Source organism: Paraburkholderia azotifigens, from assembly GCF_007995085.1.
In the GTDB taxonomy this organism is placed as follows: Bacteria; Pseudomonadota; Gammaproteobacteria; order Burkholderiales; family Burkholderiaceae; genus Paraburkholderia; species Paraburkholderia azotifigens.
This window is the reverse complement of record NZ_VOQS01000005.1, coordinates 603,907-620,706: the sequence shown is the minus strand read 5'-3', so window position 1 is coordinate 620,706 and position 16,800 is coordinate 603,907. Positions and strand designations below refer to the sequence as shown.

Sequence of the window (16,800 nt, the reverse complement as noted above, 5' to 3'; positions counted from 1 at the left end):
ACCGCTGACGCGGGCCGCAACGCATTTCACGCAGGAGCATGCAATTGATCATCGACATTCACGGCCACTACACGACTGCGCCAAAAGCGCTGGAAACGTGGCGCAACCGCCAGATTGCTGGCATCAACCATCCGTCGGACATGCCGAAGGCGTCCGAGCTGCATATCAGCGACGACGAGCTGCGCGAATCGATCGAGCAGAACCAGTTGCGTCTGATGCGCGAGCGCGGCCTCGACCTGACCGTGTTCAGCCCGCGCGCGAGCTTCATGGCGCATCACATCGGCGACTTCGAGGTGTCGAGCACATGGGCCGCGATCTGCAACGAGCTGTGCTATCGCGTGAGCCAGCTCTTTCCCGGGCATTTCATTCCCGCCGCGATGCTGCCGCAAAGCCCGGGTGTGGATATCGCCACCTGCATTCCCGAACTCGTGAAATGCGTCGAGCAGTACGGCAATGTCGCGATCAATCTGAATCCCGATCCGTCGGGCGGCCACTGGACCAGCCCGCCGCTGTCCGACCGCTACTGGTACCCGATCTACGAAAAGATGGTCGAGTACGACATTCCTGCGATGGTGCACGTCAGCACGAGCTGCAACGCCTGCTTCCACACCACGGGCGCGCATTACCTGAACGCGGACACGACGGCGTTCATGCAATGCCTGAGCTCGGACCTGTTCCGCGATTTCCCGAGCCTGCGCTTCGTGATTCCGCACGGCGGCGGCGCGGTGCCGTATCACTGGGGACGTTTTCGCGGACTCGCGCAGGAAATGAAGAAGCCGCCGTTGCAGGAGCATCTGCTCAACAACATCTTCTTCGACACCTGCGTGTATCACCAGCCGGGCATCGATCTGCTGACGAACGTGATTCCCGTCGACAACATCCTGTTCGCCAGCGAAATGATCGGCGCGGTGCGCGGTATCGATCCGCAGACGGGCCACTATTTCGACGATACGAAGCGCTATGTCGAAGCCGCCGATATGAATCCCGAACAGCGCTACAAGATTTATGAAGGCAATGCGCGGCGTGTATATCCACGCCTCGATGCCGCGCTCAAAGCTCAAGGAAAGTGAACATGTACGAACTCGGAGTGGTGTATCGCAACATCAGGCGCGCGGACGGCGACGTCGCGGCGAAGCTCGGCGCGCTCGGCAGCGCGACGGTGCACGAAGCGATGGGACGCGTCGGCCTGCTGAAGCCGTACATGCGGCCGGTCTATGCGGGCGCGCAGGTCGGCGGCACGGCCGTCACGGTGCTGCTGCAACCGGGCGACAACTGGATGCTGCACGTCGCCGCCGAACAGATCCAGCCCGGCGATATCGTCGTCGCGGCCTGCACGACGGACAACACGGACGGCTTCTTCGGCGATCTGCTGGCGACGAGCTTCAAGGCGCGCGGTGCGCGTGCGCTGATCATCGACGGCGGCGTGCGCGACGTGCGCGTGCTCACCGGGATGCAGTTTCCCGTGTGGAGCAAGGCGATTTCGTCGAAGGGCACGGTGAAGGCGACGCTCGGCTCGGTGAACATTCCCGTGGTGTGCGCGGGCGGCCTGGTGCATCCGGGCGACGTGATCGTCGCGGATGACGATGGCGTGGTCGCGGTGCCGGCCGCATTGGCGGCACAGGTGCTGGAAAAAGCGCTCGCGCGCGAGTCCTTTGAAGAAGAGAAGCGCGCGAAGCTGGCGTCGGGCGTGCTTGGCCTGGACATGTATCAGATGCGCAAGCCATTGGAAACGCTTGGGTTACGCTACGTCGACTGATCGACACTTGCCGTCGAATTCAGTGAAGTGACGGCATGTTTCAGGAGCGATATCGGTCAATGATCTCGAACAGCCGCTGACACGATGCGGCAAGGTGCTGTTCAGGCGCCGTAGCAACCCCGAGCAACAGGCCAGGTAAAGTCCAGGACGGATTCGCGAACCACACGGACAAGGGCGATGGCGCTATGCCAACGGTCATCGCTTCACGAACGATCCGCACGTCGGGCGCGCCGTCCGGGAGCCGGAGAAGGACTGCCAGGCCGGCGTTAACCCACTGCGCGTCGTGCATTCGCAACTGCTCGCATAGCGCGTCACGCTGGGCGGAATATAGCCGCTTGAGCCGACGCACGCGCCGGATGTAGTGACCGTCACGCATGAATTGAGCCGTGGCGAGCTGAATGACGGGTGATGGCGCGGGGGCAAGCGTCGCGGCGACCTCGGAGAATGCGTTGGCCAGCTCGGCAGGCGCCACGACGAATCCAAGCCGCAGAGCGGGGCTAACAGTCTTGCTGAAGGAACCGATGTGGATGACCCGTTTGCCCTCGCCCAGCGAGGCCATGGCAGGTGCCGGCCTGCCTTGCAGTTGAAGCTCGCCGAGGTAGTCATCTTCGATGATCCAGGCACCGCTCGCGGCCGCCCATTCAAGCAGCTGAAGACGTCGCCTCAGAGACAGGGTCGAGCCGAGGGGGCCTGTTGACCGGGCGTCAAGACGGCTAACGCGGCGTCCGCGGCCTTCTCGATACCATAGTCGACGTTGAGACCGTCTGCATCCACCGGCACCGGCACGATATGCAAACGCGCGAGTTCCAGACCTTTGCGGGTGACCATGAAACCGGGCTCTTCCATCCAGACTTTCTTACCGTCCAAACCTAACACCCGCAATGCCATGCCTAAGCCCGAGCTGTATCCTGAAGTGATAAACACCTGCTCAGGATGGCAGTGAAAGTTTCTGGCGATGGAGAGATTGCCCGCGATCTCTCTGCGCAGTTCGAACTCCCCTCGTGGATCGGGATAGAGCAGCGACGATAAGTATCCGGTTTTCAGAAGATTGGAAGAGCGCGCCCGTGAAAAAAGCTTCTCCGGCAGCCCTTCAAACGCCGGAATGCCAAGCTGAAAGATCGCCGGTCCCGCGTTCATCTCCTCATACGCCCGCATAAACGCTCCGAGCTGCGGCGCTTTGGGTTGAGTCGCCGCCACACGCAGCCGCGGGGCCACACGGGTGCCCCCTGCCCCGAATGTTTCGATCATCTGCGCGTCGGACAAGCGCTCATATGCCGCCTGAACTGTTCCGCGCGCCACGCCGAGCTGCGCGGCCAGGTCCTGCCACGACGGCAAGCGGGTGCCGGGGGCAAGCAGGCCTGACTCGATGGCCCTGCTGATGCTTTCACGAATCTGTTCTGCCAGAGACAGCTTCGCTGTCCGGTCGAGCTGAATCTGCAAGTCCGAATCCATGTTCTTGGTACACACAAAAGTGAGGGATCTTGGTTCTTTTGTTCGCACCATCGATCGTACAGAATATTCGCACCATCGTTGATACAAACGCTGGACCAACGCGGAGGCCGATCACCATGAACATTCGAACTGTATGCCGCCACTGCCTCTGTGAAGTGAAGCGGCCGGAGAAAGAGGAATGAATATCCTGCATATCGATTGCAGCCCGCGACGGGAGTCGCACAGTCGGCAGTTGTCGGCAGCGATCGTCGAGAAGCTTCTCACGATCCTCCCTGAAGCTCATATTCGCCGCCGGGATCTGGGGTATGAGCCGATACCTCATACGGAAGCCGCCTATGCCGCCGCGCTCTCGACGCCGGCCTCACTGGCCGCTGCAGGGCGGTCCGCCGACGCAGTGCTTCTGGCCGAGCGACTCATACAAGAGGTCGAGCAATCCGATGTCGTCGTCATCGGAACGCCGATGAACAACTTCACGGTCCCGTCCGTCCTGAAGGCATGGATCGATCAGATCCTCCGTGTCGGCCGCACGATGAAGTCGACACCCGCTGGGAAGGTCGGCATGCTTCGGGACCGGCCGGTGTTCGCTGGGATCGCTTCGGGTGGTGTGTTCACGGGTGACGGCGCCAATCAGCCGGATTTCCTTACGTCCTATCTTTCCGCTGTACTTGGCTGCATCGGGCTCAATACAGTCCACTATCTGCCGTTGCAGGCCACCGCCTTCATCGATGATGCTCGCGCGGCCGACATTCGCCGCTCGCTCATCGCCACGATCCAACCGGCGATGGTAAGCCTCGCGTGCAATTCTGTTTGAGCAGACGAAAGACAGCAACCAGCAAGGTTTTGATGATCAGCGATGTATGACCCTGCAAAACGAACGTTCGCCCTCGCACATCTCAATCGTGGAGAGGCTGTCGTCGACGACGATCAGCATACGCTGGAGTGATCCCTGTCTGGGTCATTACGCCAATCAGATCTGGGGGATCGGTCTCGCGCGCGCGGATGCCATATGTGTTCTGTCCGGTAAGCCGATACGGCGCGGAGATTCGGTATTTCGTCCGCGTGCATATCGATCGCAAGTGCCCGTCAATCACCATCGGATGATGCTGGCTTCCGCAGTATCCGGCTATCTCCAGAGGCCATCACGTTAAAAGGTACTCAAGTATGAGCACGTCACGAAAGGTTGTCGTCGTTACCGGCGCGTCACGCGGGATTGGCGCCGCGATCGTTCGGGCATTTCGCGAGCTCGACTATGCCGTCCGATCAAGCCGTCGGGCGACGCAAACGTCCTGACGGTAGCCGGCGACATCAGTGATCCCGCCGTCGCAAAGCGCGTCATTTCCCAGGCCATCGCCCGATTTGGCGGGATCGATACGCTTGTGAACAACGCGGGCATTTACATTGGAAAGCCTTTCACCGAACACACCTCGGAAGACTACGCTGCCGTGATGGACGTGAATATGAGGGGCTTCTTTTACATCACGCAACTCGCCATCGCCGAAATGGAGAGGCATGCGAAAGGACACGTGGTTAGCGTGACCGCCAGCATCGCTGACACTGCATACAGCGGCGTATATTCAGTACTGGCGGCGTTGACTAAAGGCGGTCTGAACGCAGCCACAAAGTCGCTGGCAATCGAGTACGCGCAGAAGGGAGTTCGCGTGAATGCTGTTGCGCCCGGAATCATCAGATCGCCGATGCACGCACGGGAGACTCATGATGCACTCGGGGCGTTTAATCCTCTGGGACGCATCGGGGAGATGCGCGATATCGCGGACGCGATTGTCTTTCTCGATTCCGCACCGTTTATCACGGGAGAGATCCTGCACGTCGACGGCGGGCAAAGTGCCGGCCGCTGAAATGGTCCGACGCTGATTGCGAAGCTGAAGAAAGCGGCGCTCAATCAGCCAATCTTCACATGAAGGCTGGCGCAAATAGCCTGATCACATTCCGATGTTTCCTGTGCCGAGGCCTAACGGAGCACTATGTCCCAAGTCGACTGGCTGAGTCACCTGCTGAAAATGATCACCGTCACCGGCCGGCTGGAGGTCCGGTGCACCTATGGCGCGCCATGGCGTGTGGCCTGGGCGGAGTCGGCGGCGAATGAGATTCCCTACCACGTCGTACTGAAGGGACGGGCCATCGTCGAGAATCCGGAGACAGGGACGGTCAGAGAGCTGGTGGCCGGCGATATCGTACTGATGCCTCGCGGATCGGCGCACGTTCTTCACGACGGCAGCGGACGTGCTCCTGGGCCCACTTTCGAACGCGAAAGTTCTGCTGGGTTGACGCTCAGCGCGAACGATAGCAAGGGCGAACCTCTGGACATGCTGTGCGGGCGATTTTTTATTGAGCCGCCCCATGATCGGCTGATTCGCAATTACCTGCCCACAGACGTCGTGGTACGGACCATGAATGGCGATGGTGAAACGGATATCGCGTCCGCTTCGAATCGACTCGCCAGCTTTGTGGGACTGATGCGTGAAGAGTCCACAGGTGACAAGGTGGGCGGATGCGCAATCCTCAACGCGCTCAGTTCCGCGCTGTTCGCCCTCGTGCTGCGCGAGGCGAGCGAATCCGGGCGGGCCCCGGCAGGCTTGCTGGCGCTCGCCGGTCATCCACGACTGACGCCCGCCATCTCAGCCATGTTCTCCGATCCCACCCGGCCCTGGAGCCTGCCCGATCTGGCCGGCTTGTGCAACATGTCGCGTGCCACTTTCATGCGCCACTTCCAGGACACGCTTGGGCGCTCGGCCATTGACCTGCTGACTGATATTCGCATGAGCCTGGCTGCGAACGAGCTGAAGAAGCCGACGATGAGCACCGAGGCCGTCGCCGAGTCGGTTGGGTATCAGTCCGTGTCTTCATTCCGGCGTCTGTTTGCCGACAGGATGGGCATGACGCCGGGTGAATGGCGCCGTCTGGCGCGCAGCGGCCAGTCATAGCCGCGAACGCTCGCATCGCTTTCTGCAGTGAAGCGTGGATGAAGCGTTAGAAATAATGAAGGAGAGTTGTCCGCGTTCACTTGATCCTTTTGGATATTTTATTGAGTAAATGCAGGCGTGAAATTGCTTTCTCGCGAGCCTAAATTAGAGGCTCGCGATCACCTGATAAAGACCTCGCACCGAAAGCACCCGTGTACCACAACCTCTCTCCGCACCCATAGGAATCGTCATGAACGATGGAATCACCATGAACAATCCAGTCATCGAATGCATCCTGAGCCGCAGCGCCGCCAAGTACTACGATCCCGCTGCTACCTTGAGCGACGACCAGATCCGCGAGCTGGTTCAGATCGGCACCAGTGCGCCGACATCGTTTCACTTGCAGAACTGGCGCTTCATCGCGGTACGCACGCCTGAAGCCAAGGCACGGCTGAGTCCGATCGCCTGGAACCAGCCCGCAGTCAGCGATGCGGCCGTGACTTTCATCGTCTGCGGCCAGCTGGTCGATACGAGCGTCATACCGGAGCGCCTGGCGCCGCTGGTGAAAGCGGGCGTCATGCCGGCCGCGATGGTTGCGGAATGGGAAAACCCCGCGCGTGACCTGTATATGGCGTATCCGCAGCGCAGGCGCGACGAGGCCGTCCGCACCGCCACCTTTGGCGCGGCGGCCATGATCTATGCAGCCCGCTCATTGGGCTTGGGGTCGACACCGATGATCGGTTTCGATGCCGAAGCGGTGCACCGCGAGTTCGGTCTGGCCGCAGACGAAGTGCCCGTCCTGCTGCTGTCCATCGGAGCCGAACGTTCAGGAAACTGGGCGCAAAAGCCGCGCCGTCCCGTGGCCGATGTGTTGGCGCTCGTATAGAGCCAACGGGCGCCGCGAAAACGGGAGACAAGCGCAAGGTATCTCCTGTTTGAAGACCTGACCTGCTTCGACCCAGGCCAGGCACGAAGTCAACCCAGGGAATGGTTCCCGAATGGGCTGTCCCCAACCAGTGAAACCAGTAACTCATAGAGGCTACAATGACAAGGACTACTATCTTAAATCAGGATCAGGTACCGGCCGATTCGAAGGCAACGCTCGATGCGTTCACCAAAAATATCGGATTCACTCCGAATATGATGGCGGCCTTCGCGCAGAGCCCGATCGCGTTCAATGCATGGGCGACCCTGCTCGGCTCGCTGAGCAAGGCACTCGATGTGAAGACGCGCGACAGCATCGGCCTGGCCGTCTCCGAACTGAACGGGTGCAACTACTGCCTGACGGTTCACAGCTTTACGGCTGAGCACATGGCGAAGCTGCCGGCCGATGAAATCATTCTCGCCCGGAAGGGCCACGCGACGGATCCGAAACGGGACGCAGCCGTCCAGTTCGCGCGCAAGGTCATCGAAACCCGAGGCCGGGTCAGCGACGCCGATCTGAAAGCCGTTCGCGAAGCCGGCTACACGGATGCCAACGTGATGGAGGTCGTCGCGCTGGTGGCCATGTACTCCCTGACGAACTTCCTCAATAACGTGTTCGATCCCGAGAAGGACTTTCCCGCGGTTGCGCCGGCCGGCTCGATCTGAACGTTATTCACCGACGAGCCACGAGGTCGGTTTGCCTCGTGGCGACAGCCCCGGCACGGGCCCGGGCGGAAGAGTCGGCCATGTTCCGTCCATGGCTGGCTCGGTCCGCTTACTCTGAAACGAAATGACACTCCATCATCCGATTTTCACGCGTTGGCCGGCGCAGTATCCCGATCGGCTCCAGCTCTTTTCCTTACCGACACCCAATGGAGTGAAGGTCGGCATCATGCTGGAGGAGACGGGGCTCGCCTACGAGGCGCACCGTATCGACATCATCGCGAACGAGCACCACGATCCGGCATTCCTCGCGCTCAACCCCAATGGCAAGATTCCGGCGATCTACGATCCCGACGGTCCAGGCGGACGGCCGCTCCCGTTGTTCGAGTCGGGTGCGATCCTGATCTATCTCGCCGACAAGACGGGACGGCTGCTCTCCACCGATCCCCACACCCGATTCGAAACGATCCAATGGCTGATGTGGCAGATGGGCGGTGTCGGGCCGATGTTCGGTCAGGTTGGCTTCTTTAACAAATTCGCTGGCAAAGCGTGGGAGGACAAGCGTCCGCTCGACCGGTACGCAAGCGAATCAGCGCGGCTGCTCGGTGTCCTCGACGAACGGCTCGCGGGCCGCGACTGGGTGATGGGCGCTGACTACAGCATCGCCGATATCTCACTGCTCGGCTGGGTGCGCAACCTGATCGGCTTTTACGAAGCGCGCGATCTCGTCGGCTTCGAGCGCTTCGCGCATGTCCAGCGCTGGTTCGACCGTGGTCTCGCGCGTCCGGCGGTGCAGCGCGGGCTGGAAGTGACGGCGGCCTGAAGCAAGGCCGGCATACAACGCGGAAGAGCAAAGACTAGCCGACGCTCAGAAGGAGAAGTCCATGAAGATCCGAACCATCATCGCTGCCAGCTACGTAACGCTCGCCATCGCGATGGCCAGCTCCGCCTCAGCCCACGGCGGCGAAGAAACCGTCACGAAGAACTTCGATGCGGCCATTCCGAATGTTCCAGGCAAGTCGCTGATTGCCGTGGAAGTCGATTACGCGCCGGGCGCGGCCTCCCCGCCCCACAGCCACGCGAAGTCGGCCTTCATTTACGCCTACGTGGTCAAGGGTGCAATCGAGTCGAAGGTGAATGACGGCGAGACGCGCATCTATCGGGCAGGCGAAAGCTGGTCCGAAGCGCCGGGCGCGATCCATTCGATCAGCCGCAACGCGAGCAAGACAGAGTCCGCAAAGCTGATCGCTGTGTTCGTCCTCGACACCAATGACAAAGCGCTGACCACGCCGATCAAATAGCTGGAAGCTTCATGGACGGGCAGCACCTGAAGCAGTCCGCCCCTCAAGACGAAGAGGAAAGCAACATGAAACAGTCCACCCAGATCGGTGACAGAATCGCCGACAAATCGTCCCAACCTGATGAGCGCACTGTCCGTAACTGGATGGGACGGGAGGCGTTTGAACATTGGGTCGAACTACGCAACTGGATCGATGCATCCTACCCTGGCGTGTTCGCGCCAGATTGGCTATACGGTGGCAAGAAACGCGGTTGGTCGCTGCGCTACAAGAAGACCAGGGCTCTCTGCACGCTTCTGCCTGCGTACAGGCTGTGTTCCGTTCTGGTGGTCCTGGGGCGAGCCGAGCGAGAGAAGTTTGAGGCGCGGCGTTATTCCTGGAGCCCGCAGTTGGTCAAACTTTACGATGAAGCCCACGCATACCCCGATGGGAAATGGCTGACTGTCCCGATCTTGTCCGCGGACGATCGGGATGAGGTGAAAGAGTTGATGAGCATGAAGCGACCTACCCCTCGCTAATGCTGCAGAGTGGCCATCGGTAACCCAATCTGCCGGATACCTGATCCGACGAACGCGGAGGTGCGCCGCAGAACCCGCGCGCCCGTTGCTTGCGGTGTGTCACCGCACGGATTCGTCAGGCAACAACAAGGGAACGCGAAGCTCACGCAGCAGGACAAGCGCGTGAATGGCAGGTGGCACCGCGACCCCATCAGCGCCCTTCTCTCGCAACACTCGCCATCACTGCGTCATCCGCGCATTGCAACAGACCCTGTATCAGACGCGAACGTGGCGAAGCCCGTTGCCACACCATTCCGAAGCGGCGCGGCTCGATCGGAAGCGGCAACGCGATTCGCGCTATGGACAGCGCCGACGTCATCGGGGACACGATGTCCGGCACCAGCGACACACCCAGCCCACGGTCCACCATCATCGCGATTGCCATCAGCGCGTTCAGCTCGAACAACTCGCGCGGCACGATGCGTGCCGACCGCAGGTACTGATCGGCCTGCTTGCCGCCGCCCAGCGTGCGGTCGTAGCGGATAAACGGCTCGCGCCGCAGCAGTTCGTGCGGATCTTCCTGAGCGAAGCGCGCGGGCGCGAGCACGACGAGCGGCTCTTCGCGCAGCAGGTGCCAGTCGTACGCCTTGGGCAGCGCAAACGAAGGGTGCAGACAGATGGCGACGTCAAGATCGCCGCGATGCAGCGTGTCATACAGCTCCATCGACGTGCCCGCGCGAATCAGCACCTTCGCACGCGGAAAGCCGCGAGCAAAGTTCGCGAGCACATCGGGCAACAGGCTCAATAGCGCGGTGGTGATCGTGCCGATGCGCAGTTCGCCCGACGCTTCGCCTTCCAGCGCGTGCGCTTTCAGATCGGCGAAATCCGCGACGAGCCCGCGTGCCCGCTCGATGATCCGATGTCCCGCTTCCGTCGGCGTCACCGTGCGCCCCGAGCGCACGAACAGCGCCACGCCCAGTTCGCGCTCCAGCGCGGACATCTGCTGCGCAATCGCCGCAGGCGTGACGCCGACGCGCCGCGCTGCCTCCGCCATCGAGCCGGTATCGACGACCAGCAGCAGATTGGCCAGAAACGCCGTATCCACGAAATAGTTTCCCTTTTGTTTGAAGATAGTCGTGGATAGTTTATCTAAAACGTGGGCGCCCATACACTCGAACTCATATTCAAGAAGTTCGGGAGACACATGAGAAGCAAGCTGTTCGTACCGGCGTCGCGCCCGGAACTGTTCGCCAAGGCGCTCGCCAGCGCAGCCGACGCCCTGTCATTCGATCTTGAAGACGCCGTCGCGCCCGAGCGCAAACGGCAGGCGCGCACCGACTTGCGTGCGCTGCTCGAAACCAGCGAGGCCCTTGCCAGCGCGAAGACGCTGATCGTCAGGGTCAACGCGCTCGACACCCCGCATTTCGCCGCCGATATCGACGCCGTCGCGCGCAACGGCGTCTCGCTCGTCAATCTGCCGAAGCCGGAACGCCCGGAAGACGTGCGCGCCGCGGCAGCCGCGCTCGAAGCTGCCGAACGCTCAAACGGCGTCAGCGCGCCGATCGGCCTGCTGCTGAACGTCGAATCGCCGCGCGCGTTGCGCATGGCAGCGGAACTCGCGAGCGCGCATCCGCGCGTCGCGGGTTTGCAGTTGGGCCTCGGCGATCTGTTCGAGCCGCTCGGTATCGCACGCCGCGAGACGTCCGCGATTCAACAGGCGATGTTCGCCCTGCGTGTCGCTGCGGGCGAAGCAGGCGTCTTTGCCTACGACACCGCGTTCGCCAGCATCAAGGATGCCGACGGCTTCCGCGCCGAAGCGCAAATGGCGCGCGCGTTGGGTTTCATCGGCAAGAGCTGCATTCATCCGAGCCAGATCGCGATTGCGAACGACGTGTTCCGTCCATCCGACGACGACATCGCACATGCCGTGCGCGTGGTCGTCGCCGCGCGCGACGCGGACGCGGAAGGCATCGGCGCCTATGTCGTCGATGGCAGGATGATCGACCCGCCCTTCGTTGAGCGCGCGCGCGTGCTGGTGGACGAGGCCGCGCGGCTCGAGCTTCTTTCGCAGGAACAGCGCACGTCGCTTGCGCTGTAAGGCATTCAGGGAGAACCATTCATGGAACACGACATTGGACGCGGCGGACCGCTCTCCGGTGTGCGCGTGCTCGATCTGAGCGCGTATATCGCCGGTCCGTACGGCTGCACGCTGCTCGCCGATCAGGGCGCCGAAGTCATCAAGATCGAGCCGCCCACGGGCGACAATCTGCGCAAGTATCCGTCGACGCTGGAAGCGGAAAGCCGCGCGTTTCTGGGCGTGAACCGCGGCAAGCGCGGGCTCGTGCTCGATCTCAAGCAACGCGAAGCGCTCGACGTGCTGCTCGCGCTCGTCAGGCAGGCCGACGTGCTGGTGCACAACTTCCGCCCGAGCGTGCCCGCACGGCTTGGCATCGCGTATGAACAGCTGCGCGAGATCAATCCGCGTCTGATCTATTGCGCGGTGACGGGTTACGGCGAAACGGGGCCGAACAAGGACAAGGCCGGTTACGACCAGGTGCTTCAGACGATGACGGGCATGTGCACGCTGCAAGGGCCGGGCGAAGGACCGCCCGAAGTGCTGTATGGCTCCGTCGTCGATTACTACGCGGCCGCGCTGGTTGCATCGGGTGTGTCGTCGGCGTTGTTCGCGCGCGAGAAGAGCGGCGCAGGCCAGTACGTCGGCGTGTCGCTGCTGCGCAGCGCGCTGACGATGCAATCGGCCCGCATGATCTGGGCGGACAGCGAACCGAAGGACGTCGGACGCGACATGCGTTCGGGCGGCATCACGGGCATTCATCCGACACGCGAAGGGTATTTGTATCTGTCCGCGAACACGCCGCATTTCTGGAAGTCGTTGTGCGAACTCACGGGCCTCGACGCCCTCGCCGCCGACGAACGCTACGACACCGTGCGCAAGCGCGCGATCCATCGCGACGAGATCGTGCCGCTGTTGCACGCGGCACTGGCGCAGCGCTCTGCGCTCGAATGGGAAGCGCTGTTTGGCGATGCCGTGCCGTGCGCCGCCGCGCGCAGCGTCGAAGACATGTTCGACGATCCGCAGGTGCTCGCGGAAGACATGGTCGCGCGCTTCGATTATCCAGGCGTGGGCGCGTATCGCGGCTTCAAGCATCCCGTGCGCTTCGGCGGAACACCGTTGCCCGAGCCCTTCGCCGCGCCCGCGTTCGGCGAGCACAGCGAAGCGCTGCTGCGCGAAGCGGGTTTGAGCGACGCGGAGATCGACGGATTGCGCGCGACGCGCGCCGTGCTCTGACGGGCGCGCGCTCGCCAATACAACACGGAGACACATCGCAATGAAATGCGATTCCCATATTCACATCTACGACCGCGCGTTTCTCAAGCAAACCGATGCGCCCGGCTTCGTCGATCACGCGGATGTCGCGGCGTATCGCGAGGTGCAGGCGCGTATCGGCACGCAGCGTGTCGTGATCGTCACGCCGCGCATTTACGGCACGGATAACGCCGTGACAGTCGATGCCATCCGTCAGCTCGGCATCGACAACGCGCGCGGCATCGCGGTGCTGCATCCCGACGTGACGGATGCGGAACTGGACGCGTTGCATCGAGGCGGCATTCGCGGCATCCGCTTCACGCTCTACACGGCGAAGCACGCTGCCGTTGGCTTCGAGATGGTCGAGCCGCTCGCACATCGCGTCGCCGAACTCGGCTGGCACGTTCAACTGCATTGGACGGCCGGGCAACTCGTCGAACATCGCGCGATGCTGCAGCGCCTGCCCTGCACGATGGTCTTCGATCATCGCGCGCGCCTTCCGTTGCAACAGGGCGTGAACCACGAGGCATTCGGCATCGTGCGCGAACTCGCCGACGCGGGCCGCGCGTGGATCAAGCTGTCGGGTCCGTATCTCGACTCAGCGGACGGACTCGCAGGCCGTTACGCGGACATCACGCCGATGGCGCGCGCCTGGGTCGATGCCGTGCCCGACCGGCTCGTCTGGGGCAGCGACTGGCCGCACGTGACGGAGACGCACAAACCCGACGACCTCATGTTGCTCGATCTGCTGTGCGACTGGGCGCAGGACGAAGCCACGCGCGAGAGGATTCTCATCGCCAATCCCGCCGCGCTTTACGGCTTCGCGAGCTGATAAATATAAACAGGAGACACGCATGAAACCTACCACCGCACCATCGACGTCCGTGCGCAAAACGAGCTTCACGGAAGCCACCATCCGCCTGTTCGAGCGCACGATTCCCGATCCCTTCGTGCTCGCGATCATGATCACGGCCATCGTCGCCGCGTTGTCGGCGATCTTCGCGCCGCACGCGACGCTGCCGAAGATGATTTCCGGCTGGTACAAAGGCTTCTTCGACATCTTCACGTTTGCGTTTCAGATCACGCTCGTGCTCGTCACGGGTCACGCGTTTGCGCACGCGCCGCCCGTGCAGCGCCTGTTCAAGGCGCTCGTGTCCGTCGCGCGCACCCCCGCACAGGCTGCTACGCTGACCTTCGTGCTCGTCGCCGCGACGTCGTTCTTCAATTGGGGCATGGGCCTCGTGGTGGCCGCGTTGCTGGCGCGCGAAGTGGCGAAGCGCATGCGTGTCGATTTCGCGTGGATCGTCGCGGCGGGCTTCTCGGGCTGGGTCGTGTGGGCAAGCGGCATTTCCAGTTCGATCGCGCTCGCACAATCGACGCCTGGCAGTTCGATGAACGTCGTGCAAAAGCTGACGGGCGCGGTGCTGCCGTTCGGCGAAACGGTATTCACGCGCTTCAATCTCGTGCCGACGCTCGTCATGCTCGTCGCGATGCCGTTCGTGCTGGCCTGGCTGCGCCCGCGCGACGGCGATGCCGTGCCGCTCGATACTGACAGGCACCCCGACGAACCGATCCGCAAGAAGCCCGAAGGCAAGTTGAGCTTCGCCCGCAAAGTCGAGCACTCGTGGATCGGCAGCGCATTCATCGGCGCGGTAGGCATCGGCCTGATCGTGCTGACGCAGTTTCAGCACATCGCGTTTTCCGGCGTGAATGCGGTGATCTTCGTGATGTTCATTGCGGGCGTGATCCTGCACGGCTATCCGCTCGCGTATGCGGACGCCATCAAGAACGCCGCGAAGCAGACGGGATCGATGATGCTTCAGTACCCGCTTTACGGCGGCATCATGGGCATGATGGACGCGACGGGTCTGCCCGACGTGATCTCGCACTTCTTCATTGCGATCTCGAACGCGCATACGCTGCCGTTCTGGAGCTACGTGTGCTCGCTCATCGTGACGTTCTTCATTCCGAGCGGCGGCGGCCACTGGGCCGTGCAGGGTCCGTTCGTCGTGCCCGCCGCGGTCGCCCTGCATGCGTCCGTTCCCGCGACGACCATGGCCGTCGCGATGGGCGAGCAGGTGTCGAACATGATGCAGCCGTTCTGGGCCGCGCCCGTCGTCGCGATGGCGGGTGTCGGCGTGCAGCGGGTGCTCGGTTTTACGGTCATGACCTTCGCCGTCGGTCTGGTCGTGTATGGCGCGGCGCTGCTGATTTTTGTGTAAGAGGAGACGAAACGATGGAGACAGCGACGCAACACGTCCATGACGAGAAGACCGGCCTGAAGGAACGCTGGTGGCGCGTATTCGACGTGCGCATCGGCGCGCTGCCGCTGCCCGTCTATGTGCTTCTGCTCGCCGTGCTCGCGTTGATGACGACGCACGGCAAGCTGGCCTCCGATTTGCCGACGGGCATCGCGCTCGTCGCCGTCGGCGGCTTCACGTGCGCCGAACTGGCGAAGCGCATTCCGTGGATCCGGCACATCGGCGCGACGTCGATCTTCGCGGCCTTCATTCCGTCGATGCTGGTCTATTACAAGCTGATGCCCGAGCCCATCACCAAAGCGGTGACCACGTTCACGAAGCAGTCGAACTTTCTGTATCTGTTCATCGCCGCGATCATCGTCGGCAGCGTGCTCAGCATGGACCGGCAGACACTCGTCAAAGGCTTCGTGCGCATCTTCGTTCCCGTGGCGGCGGGATCGATCGCCGCCGCGTGCGTCGGCACGGCCGTCGGCACCTTGCTGGGCCTCGACGTCAGGCACGCGCTGTTCATGGTCGTCGTGCCCATCATGGCGGGCGGCGTCGGCGAAGGCGCGTTGCCGCTGTCAGCCGGTTACGCGCAAATTCTCGGCGTCGAACAGGGTCCGCTCTTCGCGCAGGTGCTGTCGGCCGTGATGCTCGGCAATATTGCGGCCATCTGCTGCGCGGGCTTGCTGAGCTATCTTGGCGCGCGGCGGCCGCATCTCACGGGCAACGGACGGCTGACCGTTGCCGAAGGTGACGACGGCGTGACGGGCGCGACGCCCGCGTCGTTCGAATTCGATGTGAACTCGGTCGCCGCGGCTGGCGCGACGGCTATCGCGCTGTATCTGCTCGGCGTGCTGAGCCATCAGTACTTCGACTGGCCCGCGCCCGTCGTGATGCTCGTGCTGGTCGTCGCGGCGCAGTTCTTCCAGGTCGTGTCGCCCCGCGTGCGAGGCGGCGCCCGCTTCATGTACGGCTTCTTTTCGACGGCGGTCACCTATCCGCTGATGTTCGCCATCAGCGTCGCGATGACGCCGTGGGGCGAGATCGTCACTGCGTTCCATTGGGTCAATATCGTGACGGCCGTTTCGACGGTGCTCACACTCGTCGCCACGGGTTTTCTGGCCGCGCGCTGGACGGGGATGTACCCGGTGGAGGCGGCCATCGTCAACGCGACGCACAGCGGCCTCGGCGGCACGGGCGATGTGGCGATTCTGACGGCGGCCAACCGCATGGAACTGATGCCGTTCGCGCAGATCGCGACCCGCATCGGCGGCGCGATTACCGTCATGATCGCGCTTGCGTCATGTGCATGGCTGAGGTGAATGAGTTCTGCCGGGCGGCGCAAGTGAAATAGCGCCGCCCGCCAAGCGCCTGGTTTGCCATGCGATGCGCATCAGTCAGTGCTTGTGCACCTTCTCCAGCCCGTCCGCGCGATGCACCGCGTGCTCACCACCTTTCTCGCTTTCGACTTCGTAATACGGGTCGTCCTTCGACGCCTCAACAGTCTGACCCTCCAGTTCCGTATCCCTGATGATCCTGCGCACGACCGTGCCCGTCGTCACGCCTTGCGGCGTGTTCCACGTGACGCGATCGCCTGTTTTGAGTCGATGGGACATGATTCTGCGCTCCCGTAGTTGAAACGCCCAGATCGCCGCATTCCTCGTTCCTGAAGCCGTGCCTTGCTTCGCACGGTGCGACATCGCTGCATATCGGGC

General features: G+C 62.5%; 19 protein-coding genes and 1 pseudogene. 16 read left to right on the top strand and 4 right to left on the bottom strand.

The genetic code is table 11. The features are described 5' to 3' along the window. Nucleotides 1-44 precede the first annotated feature (44 nt). Both FRZ40_RS34650 and ligK read left to right on the top strand, forming a co-directional pair. On the top strand, nt 45-1,070 hold the full coding sequence (locus tag FRZ40_RS34650; RefSeq protein ID WP_147238498.1) for an amidohydrolase family protein: 1,026 nt from the start codon (nt 45-47) through the stop codon (nt 1,068-1,070). Nucleotides 1,071-1,072: 2 nt separating this feature from the next. Beyond that, on the top strand, nt 1,073-1,756 hold the full coding sequence (gene ligK, locus FRZ40_RS34645; protein WP_028370271.1) for a 4-carboxy-4-hydroxy-2-oxoadipate aldolase/oxaloacetate decarboxylase: 684 nt from the start codon (nt 1,073-1,075) through the stop codon (nt 1,754-1,756). Nucleotides 1,757-1,796: 40 nt separating this feature from the next. On the opposite strand, the gene FRZ40_RS46335 is transcribed toward ligK, so the two are convergent. Continuing rightward, the gene (locus FRZ40_RS46335; protein ID WP_420873937.1) at nt 1,797-2,405 is read right to left on the bottom strand and encodes an aminotransferase class I/II-fold pyridoxal phosphate-dependent enzyme; all 609 of its coding nucleotides are present in this window, start codon (nt 2,403-2,405) and stop codon (nt 1,797-1,799) included. 14 nt (nt 2,406-2,419) lie between these two features. Beyond that, the gene (locus tag FRZ40_RS46330; protein WP_420873912.1) at nt 2,420-3,196 is read right to left on the bottom strand and encodes an aminotransferase-like domain-containing protein; all 777 of its coding nucleotides are present in this window, start codon (nt 3,194-3,196) and stop codon (nt 2,420-2,422) included. 190 nt (nt 3,197-3,386) lie between these two features. On the opposite strand from FRZ40_RS46330, the gene FRZ40_RS34635 reads away from it, so the two are divergent. The 9 genes and pseudogenes from FRZ40_RS34635 (at nt 3,387) to FRZ40_RS34595 (ending at nt 9,532) form a co-directional block, all read left to right on the top strand. Next, nucleotides 3,387-4,019 carry an FMN-dependent NADH-azoreductase gene (locus FRZ40_RS34635; RefSeq protein ID WP_147237203.1) on the top strand — a complete coding sequence of 211 codons (633 nt, stop codon included), beginning with the start codon at nt 3,387-3,389 and terminating at the stop codon, nt 4,017-4,019. Between the two features lie 46 nt (nt 4,020-4,065). Beyond that, on the top strand, nt 4,066-4,356 hold the full coding sequence (locus tag FRZ40_RS34630; RefSeq protein ID WP_240057426.1) for a DUF3331 domain-containing protein: 291 nt from the start codon (nt 4,066-4,068) through the stop codon (nt 4,354-4,356). Between the two features lie 13 nt (nt 4,357-4,369). After that, a pseudogene (locus FRZ40_RS34625) lies at nt 4,370-5,064 on the top strand (SDR family NAD(P)-dependent oxidoreductase). Between the two features lie 126 nt (nt 5,065-5,190). Next, complete coding sequence (locus tag FRZ40_RS34620; RefSeq protein ID WP_147237202.1) at nt 5,191-6,150, top strand: AraC family transcriptional regulator; 960 nt, start codon at nt 5,191-5,193, stop codon at nt 6,148-6,150. 247 nt (nt 6,151-6,397) lie between these two features. Continuing rightward, complete coding sequence (locus FRZ40_RS34615; protein ID WP_420873936.1) at nt 6,398-7,015, top strand: nitroreductase family protein; 618 nt, start codon at nt 6,398-6,400, stop codon at nt 7,013-7,015. Nucleotides 7,016-7,173: 158 nt separating this feature from the next. Continuing rightward, nucleotides 7,174-7,719, top strand: coding sequence for a carboxymuconolactone decarboxylase family protein (locus tag FRZ40_RS34610; protein ID WP_147237200.1), 546 nt, complete (start codon nt 7,174-7,176; stop codon nt 7,717-7,719). Nucleotides 7,720-7,843: 124 nt separating this feature from the next. Beyond that, nucleotides 7,844-8,539 (top strand): glutathione S-transferase N-terminal domain-containing protein, encoded by a 696-nt coding sequence (locus FRZ40_RS34605; RefSeq protein ID WP_147237199.1) that lies wholly within the window; start codon nt 7,844-7,846, stop codon nt 8,537-8,539. Nucleotides 8,540-8,651: 112 nt separating this feature from the next. Continuing rightward, entirely contained in the window at nt 8,652-9,017 is a 366-nt protein-coding gene (locus tag FRZ40_RS34600; RefSeq protein WP_420873935.1) for a cupin domain-containing protein, read from the top strand. A 65-nt stretch (nt 9,018-9,082) separates the two neighbouring features. Continuing rightward, complete coding sequence (locus FRZ40_RS34595; RefSeq protein ID WP_028370262.1) at nt 9,083-9,532, top strand: DUF3788 domain-containing protein; 450 nt, start codon at nt 9,083-9,085, stop codon at nt 9,530-9,532. 190 nt (nt 9,533-9,722) lie between these two features. Here the strand turns inward: FRZ40_RS34595 and FRZ40_RS34590 are convergent, their stop codons facing one another. Further along, nucleotides 9,723-10,616: a LysR family transcriptional regulator gene (locus tag FRZ40_RS34590; RefSeq protein WP_147237198.1), complete on the bottom strand. Its 894-nt coding sequence runs from the start codon at nt 10,614-10,616 to the stop codon at nt 9,723-9,725. Between the two features lie 99 nt (nt 10,617-10,715). On the opposite strand from FRZ40_RS34590, the gene FRZ40_RS34585 reads away from it, so the two are divergent. The 5 genes from FRZ40_RS34585 to FRZ40_RS34565 are packed head-to-tail and all read left to right on the top strand — an operon-like array spanning nt 10,716 to nt 16,407. Further along, nucleotides 10,716-11,609 carry an HpcH/HpaI aldolase/citrate lyase family protein gene (locus FRZ40_RS34585; protein ID WP_147237197.1) on the top strand — a complete coding sequence of 298 codons (894 nt, stop codon included), beginning with the start codon at nt 10,716-10,718 and terminating at the stop codon, nt 11,607-11,609. Between the two features lie 21 nt (nt 11,610-11,630). After that, a complete protein-coding gene (locus tag FRZ40_RS34580; protein ID WP_147237196.1) occupies nt 11,631-12,821 on the top strand; it encodes a CaiB/BaiF CoA transferase family protein in 1,191 nt (396 codons plus the stop codon). Between the two features lie 40 nt (nt 12,822-12,861). After that, nucleotides 12,862-13,671, top strand: coding sequence for an amidohydrolase family protein (locus FRZ40_RS34575; RefSeq protein WP_147237195.1), 810 nt, complete (start codon nt 12,862-12,864; stop codon nt 13,669-13,671). 22 nt (nt 13,672-13,693) lie between these two features. Further along, a complete protein-coding gene (locus tag FRZ40_RS34570) occupies nt 13,694-15,061 on the top strand; it encodes a short-chain fatty acid transporter (protein WP_147237194.1) in 1,368 nt (455 codons plus the stop codon). Nucleotides 15,062-15,075: 14 nt separating this feature from the next. Further along, entirely contained in the window at nt 15,076-16,407 is a 1,332-nt protein-coding gene (locus tag FRZ40_RS34565; RefSeq protein ID WP_147237193.1) for a 2-hydroxycarboxylate transporter family protein, read from the top strand. A gap of 75 nt (nt 16,408-16,482) precedes the next feature. Here FRZ40_RS34565 and FRZ40_RS34560 read toward each other — a convergent pair whose 3' ends face one another. Further along, nucleotides 16,483-16,701, bottom strand: coding sequence for a hypervirulence associated TUDOR domain-containing protein (locus FRZ40_RS34560; protein WP_147237192.1), 219 nt, complete (start codon nt 16,699-16,701; stop codon nt 16,483-16,485). Nucleotides 16,702-16,800: the final 99 nt, after the last annotated feature.